The following is a 20944-nucleotide window of genomic DNA, read 5'->3' as shown; positions in this document are numbered from 1 at the left end:
GCGTATGAGCAGGCGTGGCGGGTGAAGGCCTCCCGGGAGGGATGGCGCATCTACGCCAAGCCACCGCCGTTGGTGGGCCAACCCGCACCGGCGGGCCACGGCCCACGTGCGCGGGTTGGCCCACCAACGGCGGTGGCAGCTGGGAACACCGGTGAAAGCCCCCTCCGAACGCGTGGGGTGGTGGCCATGGGTAGTGGTGGTGATCAGCGTGTTGGCGCTGGCCCGATGCGTCACCGGGTAAGCCTCATCTCGCGCCGTTCCGCGTTCGAGATTGGCACCTCGGTTTCGGATTTCAACCCGGCCAGCAGCGCTTCCACTTCTTGGACCAGGTTGCGCACCGGGTCCGCCTGCTTGCTGGACAGTCCCACGCTCAGCGCCATTTCCTTGTGCCGTTCGGTGCCCAGCCGCTCGGCCATGCGATCCATCATCTCGTCGGTCGTAAACATGCGGTAGCTGCCTTTGGTGAGGCGAGTGAACGCCACCAACGCCGACTGCTGGTCGAGCATTCCCATGTTCGTGGCCAAGTGGTAAACCTCGGATTTCCCCTGCCCCTGCGCCTTGTGAACGGTCATGGCATACCGGTGGGCCAAGGCGTTGTGCTCGCTGGTGTTGAACTCCAGGATGCGTCCTTCTTCATTCGGGTTCGAAGAGTCGATGCGCACCACCAGGTCGTAGCCACCGGATTTGTCCTTCCGAATACTCTCCACCGTGCCCTCGGTGCCGTTGATGACACCCAAGTCGTTGTTGGTCGCCGTGAACATCACACGGTCGCGGCGGGAGAGCGTCAGGTCTTCCCATTGGCCTTTCACGATCGATCGGAAGGTGAACTCCTCTTTGTCCAGCACGCCTTGCTCCTGGAGCCCCGTTCGGATGCCCGTGGTAAGCGCTTTGACTTCAGAGCGCGTGTGGGCCAAGACCAGCTTCTCGTCCATGGGCGTCCTGTCTTTCAAGTAATCCTCCACCAACGCTTTGATGGCCTGGCTTTCCGTGCCAAAGTCGTCGATGCAGTTGCGTTGCTTGAGGTTGTTCAGGATATCTTCGCCCATATCGAATGTGCCTTTGCGGCTGCGGTGTCCGCGGCGCATGTCCTTGACCTCTCCCTCGTCATCCCGCTCGTAGAAGCTGTTGGCGGTGACCAGGTCATCAGCGTTCCTCTGCCGGCGGATTTCGGTCAGTTTCTTGTCCCCCAAGGCCATCTTCGCCAGCTCAAAGCCGTTGCCCGCAGCGATGGGCTGAAGCTGGTCACTGTCTCCCTGCATGACAAGCTTGGCGCCCACCCCCTGGCAGTAGGTCATGAGCTTCAAGGTGTCATCGGTGGCCACCATGCCGGCTTCATCGAGCACCACCACAACGTTCTTCGTCAGAGCAACCTTGCCCTGCCGGAGCTGGGAAAAGAACTTTGCAACCGACATGCAGGGCATTCCGGACTCTTCTTCTAGCTTGGCCGCGGCTTTACCCGACACGGCCAAGCCCATCAACTGCTTTCCTTCGGCTTCGAAGCACTGTTTGTAGACCTCGGCCACGGTGGTCTTGCCGGTGCCGGCCAACCCCGACATGACCCCCACACCGGCCGTGCCGTAGGTGAGGTGACCGATGGCGGCTTTCTGCTCCTCTGTGAGGGTAAAGCCCTTGCGCTTCTCGTAAGCGGCGATCTCCCGATCCACGGTGGAGCGGAACAGCTTGAGGTCCGTCTCGTTCTCCCGCTCTTTCGAGCGGCGGATGATCTCGGCCTCCCATTCGACCATCCAGGTGGCGCAGAAGCGATCCTCCCGGTGCTTGCGCGCCAACCGAACGCCCCGGTCGTCTTCGTGGAGGTATTCGGCTTTCACGCGCACCAGATCGTCCTGCTCGGTGAACTCATTCACCATCCTGAGGATTTCTTCTGAATTTTTTTGTCCTGCGAACTCCATCCCCAACTCCCGGACCAGGTCATGCTCGCAGAACATCGCCTCGTTTTCGTGCATGCGCTGCAAAACCTCGTCAAACGTATGCGGGTCCAGGTGTTGGCCTTTCGTCTGCTTGAGCGACTGGGTGGTGGGAACCAGCTCCGGGTGCTCTTTAGCGATGTTGGCGAAGGTTTGCTGCCAGTCCTTGACGACCTGCTCGAAGGGCGGTTCTTCCTTTTTTTTGCGGGTGGCCTTGCAGGCCTCGTCGTGGCTGGCGTTGGGGTGTTCCTTGACGTAGTCCAGGATTTCTTGGCGGCGGGTCTTCGTCTGAAGCACCAGCTCCCGGTCGATGCCGGCAATCGTGGTGAGAGTCTGGCCCGTTTCGTGCCCCATCACGTCCACCTCGCGTTCCCGCTGAATCCCATAGCCCAGCGCTTTCATCGCGGCGTAGAGCTCGACTTTGTAAAGGTGATCCGCGGCGTGCCGGTGACGGTAGATTTCGATGGCGTCGAAGGTGCCCCACTGACCGTCCTCGCCCATCGAGATCCCGTAGACCAGGTGATGGGTGTGCAGGTCGGGTTCCACGTTCCGGTTGCTGACATGATCGGCGGCTGTCCATACCAATCCCGCCGTGCCTATAACGTCTACGCCTCCTTGTCCGCGCCGGGTCTCCACTTTGCTTTCGATGTAGCGCATGGCCACGGCGCAGGCCTGGCGGTGGGCCTCCAGGATGGCCAGCTTCTCGCGATCATCCGCCAGCGCAAACGCCACGCTCACGTCCCCCGGGGCGGAGATGGTCAGATCAAACCCGACCCGATGGCCGCCCTCCCACTTCTCCATTGGCTTGCCATCGTCGTCCAGTCGCACGTTGCCCATGCGATCCGTCTTGATGACCAATTGGGGCTCCTCTCCCGCGTTTTTGCACAACGGCCTTCCGGTGGGTGAAAAGCCCTTGCCCAGCAACTCCATCACCCTTCGGGTGACCGGTTGATCTTCCAGGTCGAGTTCGGCGGCGAGCTTGCCGCCCCAATTGAGCGTCTGCCGCGGATCGGGACCGCTGCCGGCGTAATAGGCCACGGCGCTGTCGATGGCCAGGCGCTCGGTGGCCAGCATGTAGTCGAACATGTTTCCGTTGTTCTTGTTGTGGCCGCGGGCATCGATGCGGGTGCAATTGATCATGGGGCTCCCTTAAAGAACGTTGACTGTTCCAAGGTCCCAGAAAACGGAGAGTTGGCAAGGCCGATCACCGCTTGAAAAGCGCGTCGATTTCCTCGGGTGTCATGGTCAGCACCCGCTGGACCGTGTCGATGCCTTCTGCGGTGGTTGGGAAGGCCAACGCGTCACCGGTCAAAGGGGGCAATTCAGCTTCTCCCACCACACCGGCCGGCTTGGTGGTCCACGCGGCGGCCACCTGCCCTTCGCGAACCGTTGGATGGCTCCTGCCGGGCCACGTCAGCAACAGCACGTCCCCGCCCATTTGGACGATCGCCTCGATGCCCCACTTCTCGGAACCGTAGCGATTGCCTTTGCGGAAACCCAACCGGTCGGTGAGCTCACCGCTGGAAACCAACGCGCGGCTCTCTTCGTGAATCTGGGCCTTGTCTTCGTGCCCACGCCAGGCGATTCTCCGCTTGCCGAGCTGGCTGGCCAGCTTGTCCCGGGTCGCCCCCATCTGCACTTGGCACACCACGTGGGTGCCCACCAGCGATGAGAAGGCCTGGGCGGTCTTGTCCCCATAAACCAACTCAATCTGGGAGTGATCCTGGACCGCCATGATGGCCACCACGCCTTTGCTGCGTCCCAACGCCAACAAGGGATCGATGTTCAAGCGCCCGGCGCTGGTCAGCTCGTCGAACACGAAGTAGAGCCCACGCCCGCCCTCGTTGTCCGGCAAACCTGGCCCAATGAGATCTGGCACGGCCACGTTGATCATGGCGGCGATGTAGGCCTTCGTCAGGGTTGGGTCGGGTCCGGATTGAACGATGACCTGCTTGCGCCCGGTGTAGTCGTCCCGTATCCACTCGGTCATCGAGAAACGGCGCTTGCCAACCTTGGGCCATGCGGTGGCCAGGTCGTCGATGAGGCGGGTGAAGCCCCCGAGGGAAGACAGCACGCTGGACGTGGTTTGGCTCTCCGGATCACGCACCAGTGCGGCGCCGCGGGGGTAATGCGGGCGCATGCCTGCGGCCATCTCTGCAGCCGGGCGGCGCACCAAGGCCGCCAGATCGGGCCACCCCCACTGGCCAGGCCGGGTGTTCTGGAGTTCGCGCACGCACCCGATCAACAGGTCTTGCGCGGCCATCGTCCAGAACTTGGCGTTCCCGTCGCCCTCCGGGATGATCGAGGCAGCAAACGCCGCCGCCTGGGTCGGGGTCCGCACGTCGGCGGCGACGTCCCACACGTGGGAGCGCGCATCGAAGGGCGACACGATGATGGGCCTTTTAAAGATCGACGTGAAGTCGCCTTTGATGTCGTAAAGGAACAACTTTGCGCTCTTCAGTCGCGTTAGCTGTTCCAGGATGTGCTTGAGGATGACACTCTTGCCCGACCCCACCGAACCGGTGATCAAGACGTGGCGCGCCCAGTGCTTTTTTGACAGCAACAGATCGGGGTGGAGGGACAGGGCGAAGGGATCCGCCTCGGCGTCTTTAGGGGCTATCGAGCGGTGCCGGGCTTCGTCCACGGCCTCCTTTCCTTCCAATAGCCGCGGTCCGGACAGGTGCCAAGTGTTGCTCACCGGCTCAGCTGCCTTGAGGAACATGCGAAGGCCAAGGCCCACCGCCAGCAGAAGCGACACCCCGATCCGGGACCACGTCGCCACTGGGTGGTGGTAGGACACCAGTTCGATGAACTCCCGTGCCGGAGCCCGAGCCGAGATGCCGACGGTCAGGAAGTGGTAGGCGGTCACCAGTCCGCCTTTTAAGGCATCGGCAAAACGGATGAGCGAGCCATCGGGATTCGGCAAGAGCCAGGCAACGCCCATGCTCCCCACGTAGGCCAAGCCAAAAACGAATGCACCGGCAAGAACGGCGCGGTGCCAGTATCGGACCGGCTGGGAAGGCGCAACGCTGCCGGGCACGTCGCCCAGGGCATCAAAGGGCTTGGGTTTGCTCATGTCGGTGCATGCGCGTCGGGGGCCGCCCTCGCCACCCTGGCTGCTCTGGATTGGCGCCGTGGGCCATCAGGTGGAGGCAGGCCCGGGCGTGCTTGTGAAGGGCGGCAAGGTGGAGCGGTGCCCACCCGTGGGCGTTGAGGGCCGCCACGTCGGAGCCCGCTTCAACCAGAGGCGTGACCAGCGAGGCGTGACCAAACCGGGCCGCGTGGTGCAGGGGCGTGTTGCCGCTGGCATCGGGCAGCCGGGCGTCCGCTCCCATGCCGATGCAGGCCAGCAGTGCTGCTTCGTGGCCCGCCCGGGACGCCCCCACGAGCCAGCCCTGCCACGGTGCGTTCTCCCGCAACCGGTTTGCATCGGACTTCCGTGCCCGCGCTTCCTCCACCGCCATCGCCATGCCTTGGAAGAGCGAGGCGTGCTCTGCCATGGACAACCCAGCCACCCTCTCTGCCAAGGTGCTGTAAACCATCGGCTCGTCACGGTCTGCCAAGCGCCTCCCGTAAGCACGCACCAGGTCCCGGGTGGAGGCCCGCGTGGGCGCGTCGAACCCCAGGCGATACAAGCCCCAGCGCAGGTCCACTTGGGGTGCATCATCGTGCTCCCGCTGGCGCACCTGCCAAACCAGATCGCCCAACCGACCCTCAACAGGGGCAACGCTCAGTGCGTGGGCGCGCGCCAACACTTGCGAATCGTGAAGGCCTTTGGATGCGCCGGGTTCGCGAGCGAGCGCGGCCGCCAAGGCCTCCGCTCGTTGGAGGTCCAGGGGACGCAAAAGGCGCAACAGGGATTCTTGAGTGTCCATCCCCATGGTTGTAGCGTTGAATCGCTGGCCGTCAAGCCAACACGCAGAAATGGTGGGTCAGGCAGGACTTGAACCTGCAGGGGAGTGAACCAGCAGTTTTACAGACTGCCCCGGCTTCGTTACCGGACTACTGACCCGAACGCTAAACGCTGTCGGGTGGGCCAAAGACGATCCAGCCCAACATGTAGAAAATCAGCGCGGGGTAGAACCAGAAATCAAACCCATCCCAGTCAAACCGGCGCCAACGCTTCCTGCACCTTGCACGCAGCTTGAGCCAGCGCCGGCTGCTCACCGGAAGGAACTCTGGACCACCACCCCGATGGTCACAAAGCCCGCCACCGCCATGGCCACCACTTTGAGCAGAACCGGAATGGCCGGGGGGTAGACGAGAACAGCCGCTGCGAAGGCCGCGGTCAGCAGGAACAAGCCGGTCAGCAGTGGAACCGCGTTTTCGAAAGCGAAGTCTTTGAGGGCATTGAACAACGTGGACATGGCGGCTCTCCTTTTGGTTTTATGAGTAGGTCTACCTACTCTTTACAAAACCAGTAAAGCACCATCAAACTGGACGTCAAGACGCAAAAATGCCCGATTCTGCGAAGAACCGGGCAGATTTGAACATCGGTGAAAAATTACTGTCGGAAGACGTTCGGTTGGGCCTGCTTCTGGTGCTTCTCCCAATTGTAATTGGCAGCGTAGTCCTTCATGAAAGCCGCCTCCTTCAACGAACTGCGGGCGTAATCGGCGTATCCCAGGCGCCCAGGTCCGTTCTCCATCCGCTGCTCACGGGTCAACATGGGAGGGGTCTCCTCCCGCTGGGCCCCGCGTTGCTGCCGCCACTGCGCAACGGTCGCATGAACCACCTGCTCGTGCTTGTCGTCCGGCTTTGCATCACGAACGGCTTTGTCGGCCTCCTGGATCTTTGCCTGGAGCGCGGCGATCTGATCGGGCGAGGCCTTCTCTGCCCACTCCAGAACGCGCTGTCGGCGTTGCTCGATGGCGTCTTGGTCTTGGGCCACGTTCTGCTCGAAGTCCGCCCGTGCCGCGCTGTCCTTCTGGGGCGGTGGGCGATCGCCCAGAAGCCGCTCGTTGCGCTGCGCCTGGAGTGCTCGCAGCTCGGTCATTTCTTCGATGGGTTGGGAAGGGGTGTCGCTCATGTTTGTTTCCTCCGCTGGGGTGAATGGGTTCATCGTTGATCAATCCGTGGGTTTGGCAAGGGGGGCGAGCCCCCTTGCCTATCCGCATCAATCCGCATCGGGCAGCAGCTCCGCCAAGTCGATTCGCTTGATGCCGGCACGGTTCAGCGCCACGATGGCGTGACCACGGGGCTCAAGAAGGGCGGAGTATTCTTCCTGCAGGAAGAGCGGCTGCACCTCGCGCTTGCCCCCGGTGGGCATGTCAATGTCGCGCGCGATCTCGTCTTGGCCCAGCGTGTCCTCCGACCCAATCCGCCAGCGGCGCCCCGTCACGGCGTCGATGCGCGAGGCCGTCAACCGCCCGGCCCCTTCCATTCGCATCTTGTCGTAGGCGGACGCGTAGGCATGATCCGGGTCGTTGAGCACGGAGTGGCGCCAATTGTTCATGCCGCCTTGGTAGTCGATGCCCCGGGTGCGCTGTTTGAACGTGGTCAACGTTGCCTGTCCGAACCGCTTTTCCAGGTATTCGTGGGTGTTGTGCGAGCACTTCAGCGCGATCACCGATTGCATCGTGTTGGCCATCAGCTCCGCCTCGTTGACTGACCCAAAGGCGTTGACCAAGCTTTCAAACCCTTGCGTTGCAAGCACGGGCATCAACCCCAGCGAGCGCGAAACGGAGAACAGGTTGATGTCATCGGCCGTCAACAACAGGTGGGCCTCGTCCATCATCAACATCACCTCGGTTTGCCCAGGCAACGCTTCGCGCCACTTTTCGCCGAATGCACCACGCGCCTTGATTCCGTTCATGACCCGCTGTTTGAGCAGGCGCATCATCATTTCACCCGCTTCACCGAATTGGGTCGGGGGCAAGAAGAGGCCTACCATGGCTCCATAGAGCGCGTCGGACACATCCACCTCGCCCGTCTCAATCGAATGCCAAGGCATGTCCGTCTTGCTGTCACGCAGCTTTTCGCCTCGCAAGAGCTTCTCCAGCAGCCCTCGTGAGTTGAGCGTGAACGATTGCCTCTGTTCCGGATGCATCGCGGGAATCTCCAGGAACGCCCATTCCAGCGAGCTCTGCAGCTGAGACATGGGACGGAAGAGATCCGGGTGGATGGTCTGCGGAGCGCTCTCTTGACGAAGGCGGTGCTGTTGCAGGTAGGCCGCGTAGGCCAGGCGCCCTTCTTCGTCATGGCTCGTGTCCGCCTCTTCCAGGCCCAAGTATTTCACCACCTCCATCAGCTTTGCATTGGCACGAGGCGCGGGGCTGGCGGGAATCACGCGTTCCACAATGGACAACAACTTGGCGTGGTGGAATGGCGTGTATTGCCATTGCCTGTCGTCGCTCACAGGGATTCGATGGATGGCGATCTGTTCGGCGATCCGCTCGAGCAATGCCTCAGTCTCGGCCACGTCCTCGTCCAGCTTGCGCTGTTTGACCAGCTCAAGCTCCGCATCCAACTGTGCACGCTCCAGCCCTTCCAGCTTGGCCGAACACCAAGACCTGTAAGCCATCTCGTGATCCACTAGCGCACGAAGAATGATGCCGGTGTGGTAAAGGAACGCATCGCCACCATCCGTCCAAAGCTTGGATTTCTCGTCCACGCGCCCACCCGATGCGCCGCGCAATGCCCGGACGATTTGATCTGGCGCCAACCCTTCGTATGGCGCCACCCGCATCCCGGGTTTGACGACGATATCGAACAATCCCTCCAAGTCCGAGATGATCGCCCCGTCTTTGCCGTCGGCGATGAGCGCGCCACCGCCGGCAAGCTTCTGCTGCTTCAAGCGCTCCCTTGCATCTGCGTGGCCTGGCGCCACACATGCCATCGCCAACGCGGCTCTACGGAACCGACGAGCGATGGGTCTCAGCGCGGCGAAGGATTTGCCAGATCCGATGGCTCCGAATACCAGCAGGCCCTGCTGACAATCCCTCCACGAGAACATCATCACGGTGCCCAGGTCGGGCGAGTAGCCATAGCCCTTGTCGGAAAGGTGTCCCGTGGCGCGCCCAATGGTGATCAGCGGGGTCTTGTCCCGCAGGGCCGCCTCGGCTTGCTGTTCACGGGCCTTGACGTGTGAGTTGATCAACGCCCCCTGGGTGGCCAGGTTGTTGTCGTTGTTCTGCAGGTAGAGCCGGGCGGCGTTCTGGACAAAGTTGCCTTCGGCGTATTGCATCGCATACATGCACGCCAGCACGTAAGGTGCCGCCTCGCCCAAGCCAAACGGCAGGACCTTGGCGACAACCAAGGTGGCAAAGATGAGCCCCACCCACTTCATCGCTTGAATGAAGCGCGCGGCCGTCCCGCCGATGACGCCCCGGTGGGGGTGCGAGGCCGCGGACACAAAGCAAACCACAAACAGGATGCCCACAAAGCCAAAGGCCAAGCCAAGGGCCCACCAAAGATAGGTCTTGGCCATCTGGGCATACACAGCCATGCCGCCGGCTTGCATTGCCACCTCGGTGCCGCCCTTGCTGTCTCCAACTATGAACTGAAGCGCCATTGGAACCCACTGCAAAAGCACCAGGGCCTTCAGTGCCTCCTTCATGCCCTCGCCTTGCTTGAGGGCAATGAAGTAAGGAATGGTCAGCAACAGAGCTGCCCAGCCTGCCCAGCCGATGAGGCTCACTAGGAAGGTCGCCAGAACGCCGATCACGGGGAAGGCAAGATACATCAAGGGAGTGGCCAGGCTGTCGCCGCCCTGCCCCATGTCGTTGCCCTGCAGGAAGCCCTCGGCACGCCGTCCAAGCTTCGTCGTGATGATCCGCGATTGGGTGTCCCGCAAATCTTCCGGAACCTTCGGCCACCACTCCTGGAATTCGTCCTCGTTGCGTCCGTCGGGCACCTTGAACACCTGGGCGTTCTCGTCCCAGACCGCGCCGCACTCCAGCGCGAAATCCCGGTCAGCCTCTGGCACATCGAGCTCTCGACTGCGAACGCGATCGGTCACGTCAAAGCGCCCCACGAGGTTTTCATACTCCTCGTGGGATTTGACGATGATTTCTTCCTTCACGCTCGAAGGCTCGCCGCTCTTCCGGCGGAACTTGCGCCCCAGGCCGCTCGTCCAGTCAAGCACGTTGAACAAACTGATTGCTGCCATCTCTGTCTCCCTCCTCTGTCAAATCAACGAAGCCAATGCGCCAAGACGGCAAGCACCAAGCAAAGCGGCGCGCACGCCAGAAAGCCCGCTTTGGCCACCCAGCGCTCTGCGACCTGCTCAACCTTGCTCGCGTAGAGCCGATCCTTGGTCCATGCGTCATACGCGGCGTCGTCTCTGACCGGCGGTCTGCGATCGGCGCGTAGGTAGTAGAAAGTGCGGCGGACGCCTTCGCTCAGGTGGCCCATGCCAAACGATTCAGGGCTGCCGAGGAACAAGCGCCCGTGCAGGTTCAGCCACTTTGATCCGAAGTGAAGTTTTCCGGGTTCCCGGTATTGCGTGAACAGCCACTTGAACATGCTTCCCCCTTATTCGTGAGTAGGTCACTTCTTTCTAGATCGAATCCGCGGATGCGCAAGGGGGATCAGTCGATCCCCGACTTCTTCGCCCAAGCGTCCAGGTCTGCATTGGCTTTTTGCTGCCAGTCGTTCCGCGGTTCGGCGGCGGGTGCGGGTGCCTTCCTCGGCAACGGGGCGGTTGCACGTTTCGGCGAAGGCTTGGGCTGGGTCGCAATCGGAGCTGACGCTTTCACATCGGGAGTGGCGACCGGATCTGGCTTCTCTATCGCAGGTTCTGGCTCGGCCCGCTCTGGAAGCACTGCTGGAGCAGGCACAACCACGGGGGCTTCCACTACCTCGGGCAACTGCTCGGGAGCGGCTGGAGTGGCGACCGGTGCCACGGGCTGCGGTGTGCTCGGCGGCACCTGATCGCTCTTCCCAAGTAAGAAGTAGATCGCCCCCACGACCAATGCCACCGCCACTACGCCGGCCAAGACCCAGGGCCAACGAGAGCGGGGCGTGGAATGCAGTGACGCTTGCGCTGCCTCTGGAGCCTGGGCGTCGGGTGAGGGGCCAAGCTCCTCTGCGGCAGTGGCGGCCAACTTTCCCTGCCCTGTCGAAACGTCATCGGTCACCTGCGGCTCTTTGACAGCATCTGCTGGCTGATACGAAGGGGCGTCCGCCTCCGGTGCAAATCTGGCGGCTTCCACGACAGGCCGCTGTTCCGTCACTCCTGGCTCAAGATTCGTTTCGCTCACGCCAACCGCTTCGGCTTCGACGGCAATTGCCGCTGGCTCCCGGGCGGACAACGCATCGACCAGGTCCTCGGCTGCCATTTCGGCGAAGGGTGCTTTGCCCTCCCCCACCTCCCCATCAACAAGCACAAGGTCCTGAGCCATTCCGTCAACCACGAGAGAACCCGCGTCCTCTCCCTTCAAAGACTTTGTCGCCACCTCGGCTTCGGTCGGCTGGACGGTGGGGCCAGACTCGGCTTCTGTTGCCTGAACTCTTTCCTCTGCGCTTCTTGCCCGCTTGGCGTCTACGGTCGCCTTGACCTCCTTCGCCTTCTCTGCAGCGGCAGCAACGCCCTTCTGGGTCAACTCGGCAGTGCGCCTGCTGATCACCCCGGCCCAGTGACTGGCAGCTTTCAGGTTTTCTTTCATGCCGTCGGAAACCAACCGCTCTTCCTGCGTGGGCGAAGCGGTCGGGGTTGCGTTGGCACGCTTCAGCAATTCTTCGCGCTTGCGTTGCTGGATTCTTTCTTCTGGGGTCATGTGGGCTCCTGGGAATGGGGGAAGGAAGCCCGGGCATCGCAAGACACCCGGGCAATTGGCGTCAGCGGACGTCAGGCACCGGGGTAACGACGATCACGGGCTCACCGCTGCCGCAGCGGTCGTCCACCGTGACCTTGGACAGCGCGCCACGCTTGGCCAGCTCCACGATGGGCACTTGGCAGGCGGCCTTGTCGGCTCCTTGGAACACCACCGTCAACCCGTTGCTGGACTTGTTCAACAGACCCGCGAACTTGTCGAGGAAGGCCCGAGTGTCGCTGTCCAAACGCTTCATGTCGGTGGGGTTGTAGTTCAAGCGCAACGAATCCAGGACGGCTTCCTGCTTGCCCTCCACGGTTTCGGTCTTGGTCACCACTTCGGCCCTCATGCCAGCCGCACGGGCGGCGTCGGCGGCCTGCTCGGCGTGCTCCCGCTGCTGCGTCACGTAAGACGCCGAAGCGCCCACTGCGGCACCCGCGGCGCAAGCGCCCAAGGCCTTGTCTTTCTTGCCCGTGAGCAAGGCGATGGCTCCGCCGGCCACGCAACCGATACCACCGGCTTTGAACAGACGCTTCTTGTCGGCCTTGGGCTTGCTATCGTCCTCCGCGGCATGGACCGCATCAGGGGCGGCCTGGGCGGAAACGTGAAGCGGCATGAACGCCGCCAGGCAGATAGTGAGAGGAACGGAAAAACGTTTCATGGGATGGATCTCCTGCTGTTGGGGAAAGTTAGGTGCGTGGAGCAGTCATGGGTCCGGTTGCGGGCACCTTGGCCGCACCAGAGCCTTTGGGAGAGGGTTGCGAGAGGGCCGCCGTCACGACCTTGCGAAGCGCTTCTTCGTAGCGCTGAATGGCGCTGTCCTGATCCGCCTTCGTTTCGTCTCGCAGCCGCCGCAGGTCTTCCTGGAGCGCACTGCGAAACAGCGCGTTCTCTTCCCGCAGATCGTCGATGAGGCGCTCCAGCTGAGCGTTGGCGTTCTCCAACACGCTCACCACTGACGTGGCGGTGTTGTGTCGCTCCAGCGCCTCTCGCATGTAAGCGCTGAACCCACTGCCCGATTCACGGGCAAGCCGCTGAGCAAGTTTCAGTTGCCGAGGGTCGAGGTTTACGTTTTGACGAACGAACGCCATCGGTCGAGTAACTCCGTTTCGGGATTACTCCACCGATACCGCGAATCTCGGAGTTGGCAAGGCCCCACGTCAGGAGCCTGAAAAACATGGGCCAAACGAGCTAACAAGCACTGACACTGTCTCCATTCGGTGGTGACATGGTCAGGCCTTGATTGCATTGAGGTTTCGGCTGGCGTTACAGCGATTCTTGGGCGAAAAACGCACTCCCACTTCAGTGCGTCATGTGTATGACGACTCTGGGGAACCGTCCGGGCTCCTGCTTCTCTGCCACTGCCGACAATGCTTCTACCCACGTTGGGCTCTTGCAGTTGCTTTTCGGCGGCCCCTTGCGTGTTGCCCCAGCTGCGCTATTGGTGGTCTACGCCCCCTCGCCCCACAGGACCGCCGCCCACGCCATGCTCACGCTACGCTCCCGCTCTTCCCCCCCTCACGCCCACCGATGCCCCACCCCGGGAATCCGTGCAAAGTTTCTCAGCCCACCCTTTCGCATTGCCCCGGATCCCCAGGACAGGTTGCCCTCGCCCACCCGCCGCACCACCCCACGACACCCAAGCCACGTTGGTTTTAGTCAAACGTGTGCAATGCCCTTGGATACACCGACACCGTGTTTTCCGAATCGCAAGTGGGTAGCCAAAGAACCCTTGGAAGGAAAGCGCGGAGCCCTCGCCCCATTTCGTTTTAGTCAAACAAGGGTGCGCGCCATGGCCGTCATTCACCGCCATTGGCCCATCAATGATCCACCTGCTTTCGTTTCAGGAGCGCTCCCATGACCGCCGCTGACGTGGACGCGTTTGCCCGCCGCGTGCTGGCCTTCCATGCCGCCCGTGGGCCTGCCACCCCACGCTGGGCGCTGGACGTGGCCCGCCGCTCTGAGAACCCCGCGTGCGCTTTCTGCACCGCCCCTTTGAACGTGGATCATCGCCATTCGTGGGGGCTTTCACCCCTCGTTCCGTTGAACCAGGGCGGCCCGGCGGACACCGAAAATCTGCTCATGGCCTGCAAACGCTGCATCGTTGAACGCGGCAGCCGAGACCTGTTGGCCTGGCCCGAGTTGAGCCAACGGTTGCCCCCAGCCATGCTGGATGCCCTGCTGGCCGACCGGCTGTTTGTCCTGCAGCGCTCCGACAACCACCTGGTCGAGGTGGGGCGCTTTGCGAAGCCGGCCACCGTCCTTGCCCAGCTTCAAGAGCGCTGGAAACAACCCCGGTTCGTCGTTCACGCCGAACGGCATGCGGACGGCTGGATGCTGGGCTGGCCACTGGCCCAGCGTGCCCATCTGACGCGAAACGACTTGGCCGCGCTCTTGCGCAACGTGCACCGGGGCGAATGGCTGGAACACCCCGAGGTGGCGGCCTTCCGGTTGACCGAGGATGTTTTTCAATCGGCGGTGTGGCAACTGATCGCCCTCCACGCCTTGGTCATCCCCCTGCCTCTGGGCACTGACACTCCTTCCGACCGCTCCTTTGAGAACCGGTGGATGGCCCGGTATCCAAGCCTGCGCCAGATCCAACTGCGGCGACAGGGCACGCACGAAGCACCCTGGCCCAGCCAAGGCGAAGACCACGTCCCCGCATACAGCGACAAGCCCAACGCGGTTCGCATGCGAACCCAGCGCCAAGCCGCGCGTGAGGGGGAAACGAAAGCCCGGTGGTTGGAAGCAAGGCGGCGTTTGGCGAAGCGAGACGCGGGCGTGGCAAGTGGGACGCTGAGGGCATGGTTGCCCGGGGAGCGGGCCGCGCTGCAGGCCGACGTGGACGATCTGGCGGCGGCGTGGTTGAAAGCCCGTAAGCGACAGTCGAAAGGGCGCCCGGACACCAAGGATCCCTTACCATTGAGGCAAGCTCAGACAATCAATTGACCGACATGGACGAAAAGGATCAGGACAAGGAAAGCGACGGTAAGGCTAACCGGAGCCGGCCGAAGCCTCAGCGGCGAAAGAAGAAGTGGAAGGAGCAATTCAACAAGCCTTTCAGCAGCCTGTTCACCATTCGCGATAACGAAGATGGAAACCCGCCGGAGCTGGAGGAATACCTGGTTCGTCAACACCTGCAAAAAGGGCTGAGCCACCTCCGGATGAGCAGCCGTGATGTTAGGTCAGCGCTAAAGGTCTTGAGCTTGGGCGAGCTGAACCAACTTTGGAGCATGCGCGAAAAGAAACTCAAGTATGTGGAGGACGCCGCCCTTCTGTTGGCGCACATCCGGCACCGGTCCGGGATTGACCTTCAGTTGCGCCCGGCATCGGAGCTTTTCAGTCACGATGTGATCCAAGCCCTTCAGGGCGTCCTTGAGGAGAGCGGGCGATTAAGGCTAGAAAAGCCACTGCCGCCGGCTCCTGATGCTGTCGCAGCAGAGGGAAAGCGAATGGAGCAGGTCCTCCGGGTGATCCGAGAGGGCCAGGCCGAGTTTCGCAAGCGCCTAGTCGCTCACTATGGAGCGGTGTGCATGGTCACCGGGACCGCCCTGGCCAGCGTTATCGACGCCGCTCACATCGTCCCTTACAACGGAGCTTCCACCAACGCTCTGAACAACGGCCTATTGCTACGAAAGGACATCCACGCGCTGTTCGATGCAGGCCTGTTGACCATCGGGCCGGACCTGGTCGTTTACGTCAGCGCGGGGGTGGACGATCCGTTCTACCGTTCGTTGGACGGAAAGGAGCTCACGCTGGACGCCCCAGCCAAGATGTCCAAGGAGGCGCTGAGAAAGAGGCTGAATGGGCACGAGTCATCCGAGTTGAGCAACACGTCCCTACTGAAGTGAAACCCTGTCTTGGCCCTGATGTCTCAGGAGCTGATCAAACTCCCAAGATTTCTAACCAACTGTCCTGGCTCTCCCTTCTAGGCTGACCGCTCACCCAGCCTCCTGGAAGGAGAACACAATGAGCAACAGCAAGAAGACCCCAATGACACAGGCCGCCCAGCGACGCATCCAAAGCGCGGTGGATCGCCAACCCAACCCCTCTCCTCAACAACGTGCGTTCAAGGCCAAAGCAGCCTCAGTTGTTGCGAAGCGGAACGGCAAGTGAGCTATGGCGGCTTTACCTCGAAGTGAGGGGAGCCGCTTCATCACCTGCTTTGCGAGAACTGGGACCAGTAGGGTTGGACCCATGGGGTCTTCACCCGCCCCTGGTTGCACAGAGCGTTCCACCATTGGTTGTAGCGCTCACCGGCCAGCATTACTGCCTCCACACCCTGCTCTTCCACCCGTCCCCAAGCTTGGGCAGCGACATAGAGACGTCGCATCGTCCATGACACGTCTTTCCCCGTAGAGTGTCCGACGTGCGCGATCACCGATAGCACATCCTCTTCCCGAAGCGCTTTGGTTCCATTGCGCCAACGCACCACCCAGGACTGGCCACCGGATTCGGGCGGGCCGCCCATGAGCACGTCCTCAATCTCTCGGACCTTCGGCAAGCTCTCTGGCAGGTCACGCCCGGCCGCAGCAAGCGCCAGGGCGTAATAGATGTCCAAAAGTCGGTGCTGAACCCGCTTCCTCGCCCCACTCCCAGGCGCATCAATCAACAGTGCCACCAAGCTGTTGATCTCACCCGCGTTAGCCATCAGAGGAGTGGTGAGGTCGTGATCCATCTGAGCCAATAGCAGGAGCAACGCATCCAAGCCTGGATCCAGCCGGCTATCCGGCTGCATAGCTCCCGCGGGCAGTCCAACCACTTCTGCTGCCGCTTTGACCACTGCCGCTGACATACTGTCCCTGGACAACCGCCCATGCAGGACGTCGGCGGAAACCTCGTCGAATGCAACCGCCAGTGCTTCCAGCCTATCTCCGCCTGCGATACCAAGCGTGTGGTGGAAGAAGTTACACGGGGGGAGCGTTGGATGTTCGGACAGAGCGCGTGCACCTCGCTCCATCGCACGGGCTTGGCGCTCCGCACACTCCGGTATCAGCTCAGCGTGGCTTTGCCGGACGTAAGCAACCAGGCCATCACAGACCTGCTGCCGCTTCTTAGGCCTGCGCGGAATCCCAGCCTCCCAAGTTTTGGCGGACACCTTAAAAATCTTGATTAACCGATCGGAAAGCGTGCGCTTGTCTGCCCAGATTCCCGTCGAGTGAAGCAGCCAACCGGTCAGCGGTTGAGCCGTCATGCCTGGGACGCGCCAGATTTTGGCCCAAATGGCGTGCTCTTCATCAGCAGTCAGAGGGCCAAGTGCCACGCTCAGTAGATCTTTCCGTTCTTGCTCATCCCCAGATTCCGCACCGCCACCCTGGCGGCCTTGCGGTCCTCCGCGTGTTCGTCCTCGGGCGAGCTCACGATCAACAGCGTCTTGTCCTTAATGAGCGACGCGGCCGCGTAGTCGGCCAACGCCACCATGGCGGTGGTCAACGCGACTTCACTGCCGGCGTCTTCCGAATCGTCGAAGCCGAACAGCTTGGCGATGTTCTCGCGGAGCTTTGGCGGGATCGTCACCATGGCCCGGTGGTGGCGCAGCCCGTCTTCCCGACGGCGGTAGTCGTGGAGGGTCACCGATCGGGGCATGACCATGTGAACCCGCTTGCCTCCCACGTTGCCTGCCTTCTGGCTGTCGTCGTAGTCAAAGTAGGACTTGCGCTCCGGGTAGTCGCCCGGCCCCAGCAACAAATGCTCCGGGATGTGGGCAACAGGCAGACTGTCCGCTTTGCTGGCGCGGCGGGGCTTGGCATGGGTCACGTCCTTGACGTCCTCCAAGGTGCGCTTGCCGGCCTTCTTCGTAGCAGCCTTCTTGGCAGGAGCTTTGCGAGTGGCCATGGGTAGGTCTGGAAGGGAAACCAAGGGAAGCTCCATCATGCCGCAGCCCTCCGGCCTGCACCAGCGGCCAAGGTATCGCGCACCCGGACAGCCAGGGCGTGAATCTCCTCCTGGGCCACCCGGGCCCAGCGGCCGTTGGCGTCGAACACGGTCTTTCCCTCCTCGTAGCAGTCCGCAAACAACGCTCGGTCCCGCACCAGGACGGCGCCCGACATCTTGGGGTGCTCCAGGCGGCGGCGATGGGCTGCCCGCTTCTCGTTGGCCCGGTTGGCGATGGGCAGGTAACGCTTTCCCTTCTTTTCAAGAACATCCACGGTTCGCAGAAAGATGAGAAAGCTGGCCCCATCGAGCAACGTGGGCACCAGGTAGAGATCAGCCTCGGGGATCACTTCGTTGTCCGGCAGGCGTGGTGGAGTGTCGGTGATCTCCACGTCGAAGCCAGGGGAGCGCGAGCGCCCGACACTGAACGGTGTTTCGTCCGACAGTGAGGCAAACGCACAGGCTCCGCCTTGGGGGTCCCGGTCGTTGACCAACACACGCAGGCTGGGGTCACGGGCATAGCACCCGGCAAGATTCAGGGCCAGCGTCGTGCGGCCGACGCCACCCTTGAGTGAGAAGTTGCACAGTCGCATAGGGCATCCTTTCGTGAGTAGATAGGGGTTCCCTCCGAATCTACCCCGACGCCGCCATTGCGCAAGTGCATGTTTTTGCAACCCTTTCGGGCCGTTCAGCCCTTGGATTCTTTTCTATTCTTCCAGCGAGGCGACTGGACGACGGCCGTCCCACCGAATCGTGTGGGCGGTGTTTGACGCAGAGCAATGCAGATCGAACGGTTGAGAGGCCATCCATGCTTTGACAGACGGCGGCGCAGCCCCATGCAGCGCTTCAATGATCGTCCAGCGTTGCTTTGCCGGGCCGAACTCCGCAAACACGTCCGCCCCGGCTTCGGCCAGCATTCCGGCCATCTTGTCGTAGCACTGCCGTTCGTGCAGGTCATCCTGGTTTACGTGCCACGCCATGCAAGCGACGTGGAAAGCGGTTATTCCGTTGGGCCCCACCGGGTGGTCCAAGGACGGGAAAGCCGTCAGGCCCCTCCAAGCCTTCAGACGTGCCTCGTGGATGGCCGCAATGGTTCTTTTCAAAGCCTGTGGGTTGCGGTGTTCGATGGCCTCCAGAAGCCGTTGAGCGCGCCGATCGGTGGTCATTTCCATTTCAGCTCCTTGCGCAGTTGGCGCTCGAAGTGGCGTTGCTGGCGCGCCAGCCGGGCTTGCCGGCGAAGCTTGCCTTCGGGCAGGAACGCGGGAGCCGTGGGTGGGATGTGCGCGAAGGGAAGGCCAGCAATGGGGCGGGCCGAGCGGGTGGGGCTTTCAATCATGGCGGCGGTCTCTTGGGTTATTTAAAGCGGATTTCGTGAGTAGGTCGCCCCACTCCCTTAACCCCATGCAACCAGACCACCACGCAATGTCAAGATGAAAAATCCAACTTTTTTTTGACTAAAAACAGGGGCTTGCGGAATCCAAGGTGCATCGCATGCTGAATGCATGACGCACACGACCCGCCCCCGCTGTTCGCCTACCCTCACCCGCCTTTCCAAAGGCGTGCGCAGCGCGCTGGGCTTCACCCTCACCGAGGCCTTGCTGGCGCTGGGCGTTGTGACCGCCGCCACGGGCACGATGTTCCTGTTCTTCGGGCAGGTCGATGCAAAGGCCAAGCTGGCCAGCGAAACGCGCAACCTGCGCGAGCTATCCCGACGCATCGAGAGCAGTTTTGGGATGGTGGGGACATTCCGCGGGGTGAGCACCACGGCCATAGTGGTCGATGGTTTGGCCCCTGATTCCCAGCTCGGCGCCGGGGAAAGCGTCTTGACCAACGCGTGGGGCGGCGCGGTGAACGTCCAGCCCTACACCGTCGAACGCTTCGGGGATTCGTTCTCCGTCAGCTACGCCGGCCTTCCTCGTCAAGCGTGCGTGGCCCTGGTCGCGGCCAACGCGGGCGGGGTGTGGGACGCGCAGGTGTCGGACGTGTCGGTGATTCGAAACACCGGCGGCCAGCTCGACGTGGGGTTGCTGGGTAGCACGTGTGCGGACAAATCGCGCGTGGTCTTCGTCTACCACAGCGGATTGTTGGGGGGCGAATGGACCGGATCGCCGCTGGTGTTGCCCCCCGTCACCCCCTCGGTCACGCCTCCCGTTTCTCCACCCGTGGGAAGCCCCGTAGGACCCGTGGGACCGGTCGCGCCTTCCCCGCCGGTGTCGCCCCCAACCGCCCCGCCACCAAGCGTTCCTCCCATGACGCCCCCACCAGTCACTCCGCCCGCTCCCCCGGTGAGCGTGACGCCTCCGGCCCCGCCCACTTCACCGCCGGTCACGCCGCCGCCGACAAGCACGGTGCCGCCGTGTCAGGAGTGGAGCGAGAACCGAACCATCAACTGCCCATTGGGCCAAGTGGGCCAGGTGTTCCAGAGCCGCCGTCACCACTGCGGAACCGATCCGAGCGTTTACGAGGCGTGGGCTGGCTCGACGACGGCCGGCAGTTGGACCACGACCAACAGCACCTGCACGCCGTGCCCTGCTCCCGAGACCCGCAACGTGGGATGCCCTGCAGGTCAGTTTGGCTCGATCGGCCAGCGGCGGACCTTCTCATGCACGGGCACCGGTTCGTGGGACGCTTGGACGCAAACCAACACCACCTGCGCGGCTTGCCCAGCGCCTTTCCCACAAGCGGAAACCCAGTGGGTCACCACGGCGGCCGCTTGCCCGGCGGGCCAGAGTGGATCGCACACGTGGCAGGCCGAGCAGCGGCGGACGAGGATCGGCTCTTACAACTGCCCGGCCACCACGTGGTCGCTGCCAAGCTCGACGTTCACCACTTGGACAAATTGGGCGGAGACGGGGGTTCGTCGCAACGAGGCCAATACATGCACCCCCAACGCACCACCTCCGACGTTTCCCGAATACACCGGGCGATCTTGGCATTCGTGGGGAGACGGAGGGCACTACGGCTGGGCGATCTTCTGCAACGCTCCCCGGACCCTGGCCGAGCTTCAAGCCACCTCGTTGGCATGCACTTGGCAATACGAAACGAACGACACCCCCACGTTTACGCCAGAGCCACCTAGCGTGACCCGCCCAACACCGGCTTTGGAAGCCTGTGTCTACGCGCTGCGCGCCAACTTAACTCCGATGCCAGGTTACGGCTTCGTCAACCACCCCGGCACCGCGGTTTGGCCGGCGGCTTGCTCGTGCAGCGTCGTGGGTCCAGGCGCACGGTTCTACTGGCAAGACCTGGGAGCGAGCGACTGGGTGGGCTTTGAATTCAAATGCCCCTGACGGCAAAGAAGGCGGGGGGCATCCCTCACGTTCGAAGTGGCAAAGCTTCGGATCTCCAAAACCGACCGGAGGCAATGCCCTCGCACCAAGCGTGCTTTTC

General features: G+C 62.4%; 19 protein-coding genes and 1 tRNA gene. 4 read left to right on the top strand and 16 right to left on the bottom strand.

Annotation, left to right across the window (positions count from 1 at the left end; all coding sequences use genetic code 11):
• Positions 1-230 precede the first annotated feature (230 nt).
• The 11 genes from mobF to CKW06_RS07440 all read right to left on the bottom strand — a co-directional run bounded on the left by mobF (position 231) and on the right by CKW06_RS07440 (position 12771).
• Positions 231-3065 (bottom strand): MobF family relaxase, encoded by a 2835-nt coding sequence (gene mobF, locus CKW06_RS07490; RefSeq protein WP_038645720.1) that lies wholly within the window; start codon positions 3063-3065, stop codon positions 231-233.
• 64 nt (positions 3066-3129) lie between these two features.
• Entirely contained in the window at positions 3130-5001 is a 1872-nt protein-coding gene (locus CKW06_RS07485; protein WP_038645718.1) for a helicase HerA-like domain-containing protein, read from the bottom strand.
• The gene (locus tag CKW06_RS07480) at positions 4979-5737 is read right to left on the bottom strand and encodes an ankyrin repeat domain-containing protein (RefSeq protein ID WP_231910902.1); all 759 of its coding nucleotides are present in this window, start codon (positions 5735-5737) and stop codon (positions 4979-4981) included. The genes CKW06_RS07485 and CKW06_RS07480 overlap by 23 nt, the downstream gene beginning before the upstream one ends.
• Positions 5738-5850: 113 nt before the next feature.
• A tRNA-Tyr gene (locus CKW06_RS07475) sits at positions 5851-5937 on the bottom strand.
• A gap of 151 nt (positions 5938-6088) precedes the next feature.
• The gene (locus tag CKW06_RS07470) at positions 6089-6292 is read right to left on the bottom strand and encodes a hypothetical protein (RefSeq protein ID WP_024958846.1); all 204 of its coding nucleotides are present in this window, start codon (positions 6290-6292) and stop codon (positions 6089-6091) included.
• 137 nt (positions 6293-6429) lie between these two features.
• Positions 6430-6954: a hypothetical protein gene (locus tag CKW06_RS07465; protein WP_024958845.1), complete on the bottom strand. Its 525-nt coding sequence runs from the start codon at positions 6952-6954 to the stop codon at positions 6430-6432.
• Between the two features lie 87 nt (positions 6955-7041).
• Positions 7042-10035, bottom strand: a complete 2994-nt coding sequence (locus CKW06_RS07460; RefSeq protein ID WP_038645714.1) for a TraM recognition domain-containing protein — start codon at positions 10033-10035, stop codon at positions 7042-7044.
• A 23-nt stretch (positions 10036-10058) separates the two neighbouring features.
• Complete coding sequence (locus CKW06_RS07455; RefSeq protein ID WP_012480689.1) at positions 10059-10391, bottom strand: hypothetical protein; 333 nt, start codon at positions 10389-10391, stop codon at positions 10059-10061.
• A gap of 65 nt (positions 10392-10456) precedes the next feature.
• Positions 10457-11644, bottom strand: coding sequence for a hypothetical protein (locus CKW06_RS07450; RefSeq protein WP_024958874.1), 1188 nt, complete (start codon positions 11642-11644; stop codon positions 10457-10459).
• A 61-nt stretch (positions 11645-11705) separates the two neighbouring features.
• Entirely contained in the window at positions 11706-12341 is a 636-nt protein-coding gene (locus tag CKW06_RS07445) for a hypothetical protein (protein WP_038645709.1), read from the bottom strand.
• A 28-nt stretch (positions 12342-12369) separates the two neighbouring features.
• Positions 12370-12771 carry a hypothetical protein gene (locus CKW06_RS07440; RefSeq protein ID WP_024958672.1) on the bottom strand — a complete coding sequence of 134 codons (402 nt, stop codon included), beginning with the start codon at positions 12769-12771 and terminating at the stop codon, positions 12370-12372.
• A gap of 766 nt (positions 12772-13537) precedes the next feature.
• Between CKW06_RS07440 and CKW06_RS07435 the strand changes: the two genes are divergently transcribed.
• The 3 genes from CKW06_RS07435 (at position 13538) to CKW06_RS23540 (ending at position 15796) form a co-directional block, all read left to right on the top strand.
• Complete coding sequence (locus CKW06_RS07435) at positions 13538-14629, top strand: HNH endonuclease (RefSeq protein WP_024958775.1); 1092 nt, start codon at positions 13538-13540, stop codon at positions 14627-14629.
• A gap of 5 nt (positions 14630-14634) precedes the next feature.
• Complete coding sequence (locus CKW06_RS07430; protein WP_032964850.1) at positions 14635-15531, top strand: HNH endonuclease; 897 nt, start codon at positions 14635-14637, stop codon at positions 15529-15531.
• Positions 15532-15649: 118 nt separating this feature from the next.
• Positions 15650-15796 carry a hypothetical protein gene (locus tag CKW06_RS23540; protein ID WP_154699830.1) on the top strand — a complete coding sequence of 49 codons (147 nt, stop codon included), beginning with the start codon at positions 15650-15652 and terminating at the stop codon, positions 15794-15796.
• 40 nt (positions 15797-15836) lie between these two features.
• On the opposite strand, the gene CKW06_RS07425 is transcribed toward CKW06_RS23540, so the two are convergent.
• The 5 genes from CKW06_RS07425 to CKW06_RS23535 form a co-directional block, all read right to left on the bottom strand.
• Positions 15837-16943, bottom strand: coding sequence for a hypothetical protein (locus tag CKW06_RS07425; protein ID WP_231910899.1), 1107 nt, complete (start codon positions 16941-16943; stop codon positions 15837-15839).
• Between the two features lie 2 nt (positions 16944-16945).
• Positions 16946-17554: a hypothetical protein gene (locus CKW06_RS07420; protein ID WP_024958778.1), complete on the bottom strand. Its 609-nt coding sequence runs from the start codon at positions 17552-17554 to the stop codon at positions 16946-16948.
• Positions 17551-18147 carry a ParA family protein gene (locus CKW06_RS07415; protein WP_024958779.1) on the bottom strand — a complete coding sequence of 199 codons (597 nt, stop codon included), beginning with the start codon at positions 18145-18147 and terminating at the stop codon, positions 17551-17553. Before CKW06_RS07415 ends, CKW06_RS07420 begins: the two co-directional genes overlap by 4 nt.
• A 114-nt stretch (positions 18148-18261) precedes the next feature.
• Complete coding sequence (locus tag CKW06_RS07410) at positions 18262-18726, bottom strand: hypothetical protein (RefSeq protein WP_024958780.1); 465 nt, start codon at positions 18724-18726, stop codon at positions 18262-18264.
• On the bottom strand, positions 18717-18890 hold the full coding sequence (locus CKW06_RS23535; protein ID WP_006375368.1) for a hypothetical protein: 174 nt from the start codon (positions 18888-18890) through the stop codon (positions 18717-18719). Before CKW06_RS23535 ends, CKW06_RS07410 begins: the two co-directional genes overlap by 10 nt.
• Positions 18891-19056: 166 nt before the next feature.
• On the opposite strand from CKW06_RS23535, the gene CKW06_RS23795 reads away from it, so the two are divergent.
• On the top strand, positions 19057-20844 hold the full coding sequence (locus tag CKW06_RS23795; protein WP_076738323.1) for a type 4 pilus major pilin: 1788 nt from the start codon (positions 19057-19059) through the stop codon (positions 20842-20844).
• Positions 20845-20944: the final 100 nt, after the last annotated feature.

Origin of the sequence: Stenotrophomonas maltophilia (genome assembly GCF_900186865.1) — a bacterium.
In the GTDB taxonomy this organism is placed as follows: Bacteria; Pseudomonadota; Gammaproteobacteria; order Xanthomonadales; family Xanthomonadaceae; genus Stenotrophomonas; species Stenotrophomonas maltophilia.
Note: the sequence above shows the minus strand (reverse complement) of the source record. Positions and strands in the feature narration are given on the sequence as shown.

Excerpts from the sequence above, each read along its gene's own strand:
- mobF (WP_038645720.1), bottom strand. The coding sequence starts at position 3,065 with ATGATCAATTGCACCCGCATCGATGCCCGCGGCCACAACAAGAACAAC.
- CKW06_RS07485 (WP_038645718.1), bottom strand. The coding sequence starts at position 5,001 with ATGAGCAAACCCAAGCCCTTTGATGCCCTGGGCGACGTGCCCGGCAGC.
- CKW06_RS07470 (WP_024958846.1), bottom strand. The coding sequence starts at position 6,292 with ATGTCCACGTTGTTCAATGCCCTCAAAGACTTCGCTTTCGAAAACGCG.
- CKW06_RS07465 (WP_024958845.1), bottom strand. The coding sequence starts at position 6,954 with ATGAGCGACACCCCTTCCCAACCCATCGAAGAAATGACCGAGCTGCGA.
- CKW06_RS07460 (WP_038645714.1), bottom strand. The coding sequence starts at position 10,035 with ATGGCAGCAATCAGTTTGTTCAACGTGCTTGACTGGACGAGCGGCCTG.
- CKW06_RS07455 (WP_012480689.1), bottom strand. The coding sequence starts at position 10,391 with ATGTTCAAGTGGCTGTTCACGCAATACCGGGAACCCGGAAAACTTCAC.
- CKW06_RS07450 (WP_024958874.1), bottom strand. The coding sequence starts at position 11,644 with ATGACCCCAGAAGAAAGAATCCAGCAACGCAAGCGCGAAGAATTGCTG.
- CKW06_RS07445 (WP_038645709.1), bottom strand. The coding sequence starts at position 12,341 with ATGAAACGTTTTTCCGTTCCTCTCACTATCTGCCTGGCGGCGTTCATG.
- CKW06_RS07440 (WP_024958672.1), bottom strand. The coding sequence starts at position 12,771 with ATGGCGTTCGTTCGTCAAAACGTAAACCTCGACCCTCGGCAACTGAAA.
- CKW06_RS07435 (WP_024958775.1), top strand. The coding sequence starts at position 13,538 with ATGACCGCCGCTGACGTGGACGCGTTTGCCCGCCGCGTGCTGGCCTTC.
- CKW06_RS07430 (WP_032964850.1), top strand. The coding sequence starts at position 14,635 with ATGGACGAAAAGGATCAGGACAAGGAAAGCGACGGTAAGGCTAACCGG.
- CKW06_RS23540 (WP_154699830.1), top strand. The coding sequence starts at position 15,650 with ATGAGCAACAGCAAGAAGACCCCAATGACACAGGCCGCCCAGCGACGC.
- CKW06_RS07420 (WP_024958778.1), bottom strand. The coding sequence starts at position 17,554 with ATGATGGAGCTTCCCTTGGTTTCCCTTCCAGACCTACCCATGGCCACT.
- CKW06_RS07415 (WP_024958779.1), bottom strand. The coding sequence starts at position 18,147 with ATGCGACTGTGCAACTTCTCACTCAAGGGTGGCGTCGGCCGCACGACG.
- CKW06_RS07410 (WP_024958780.1), bottom strand. The coding sequence starts at position 18,726 with ATGGAAATGACCACCGATCGGCGCGCTCAACGGCTTCTGGAGGCCATC.
- CKW06_RS23535 (WP_006375368.1), bottom strand. The coding sequence starts at position 18,890 with ATGATTGAAAGCCCCACCCGCTCGGCCCGCCCCATTGCTGGCCTTCCC.
- CKW06_RS23795 (WP_076738323.1), top strand. The coding sequence starts at position 19,057 with ATGACGCACACGACCCGCCCCCGCTGTTCGCCTACCCTCACCCGCCTT.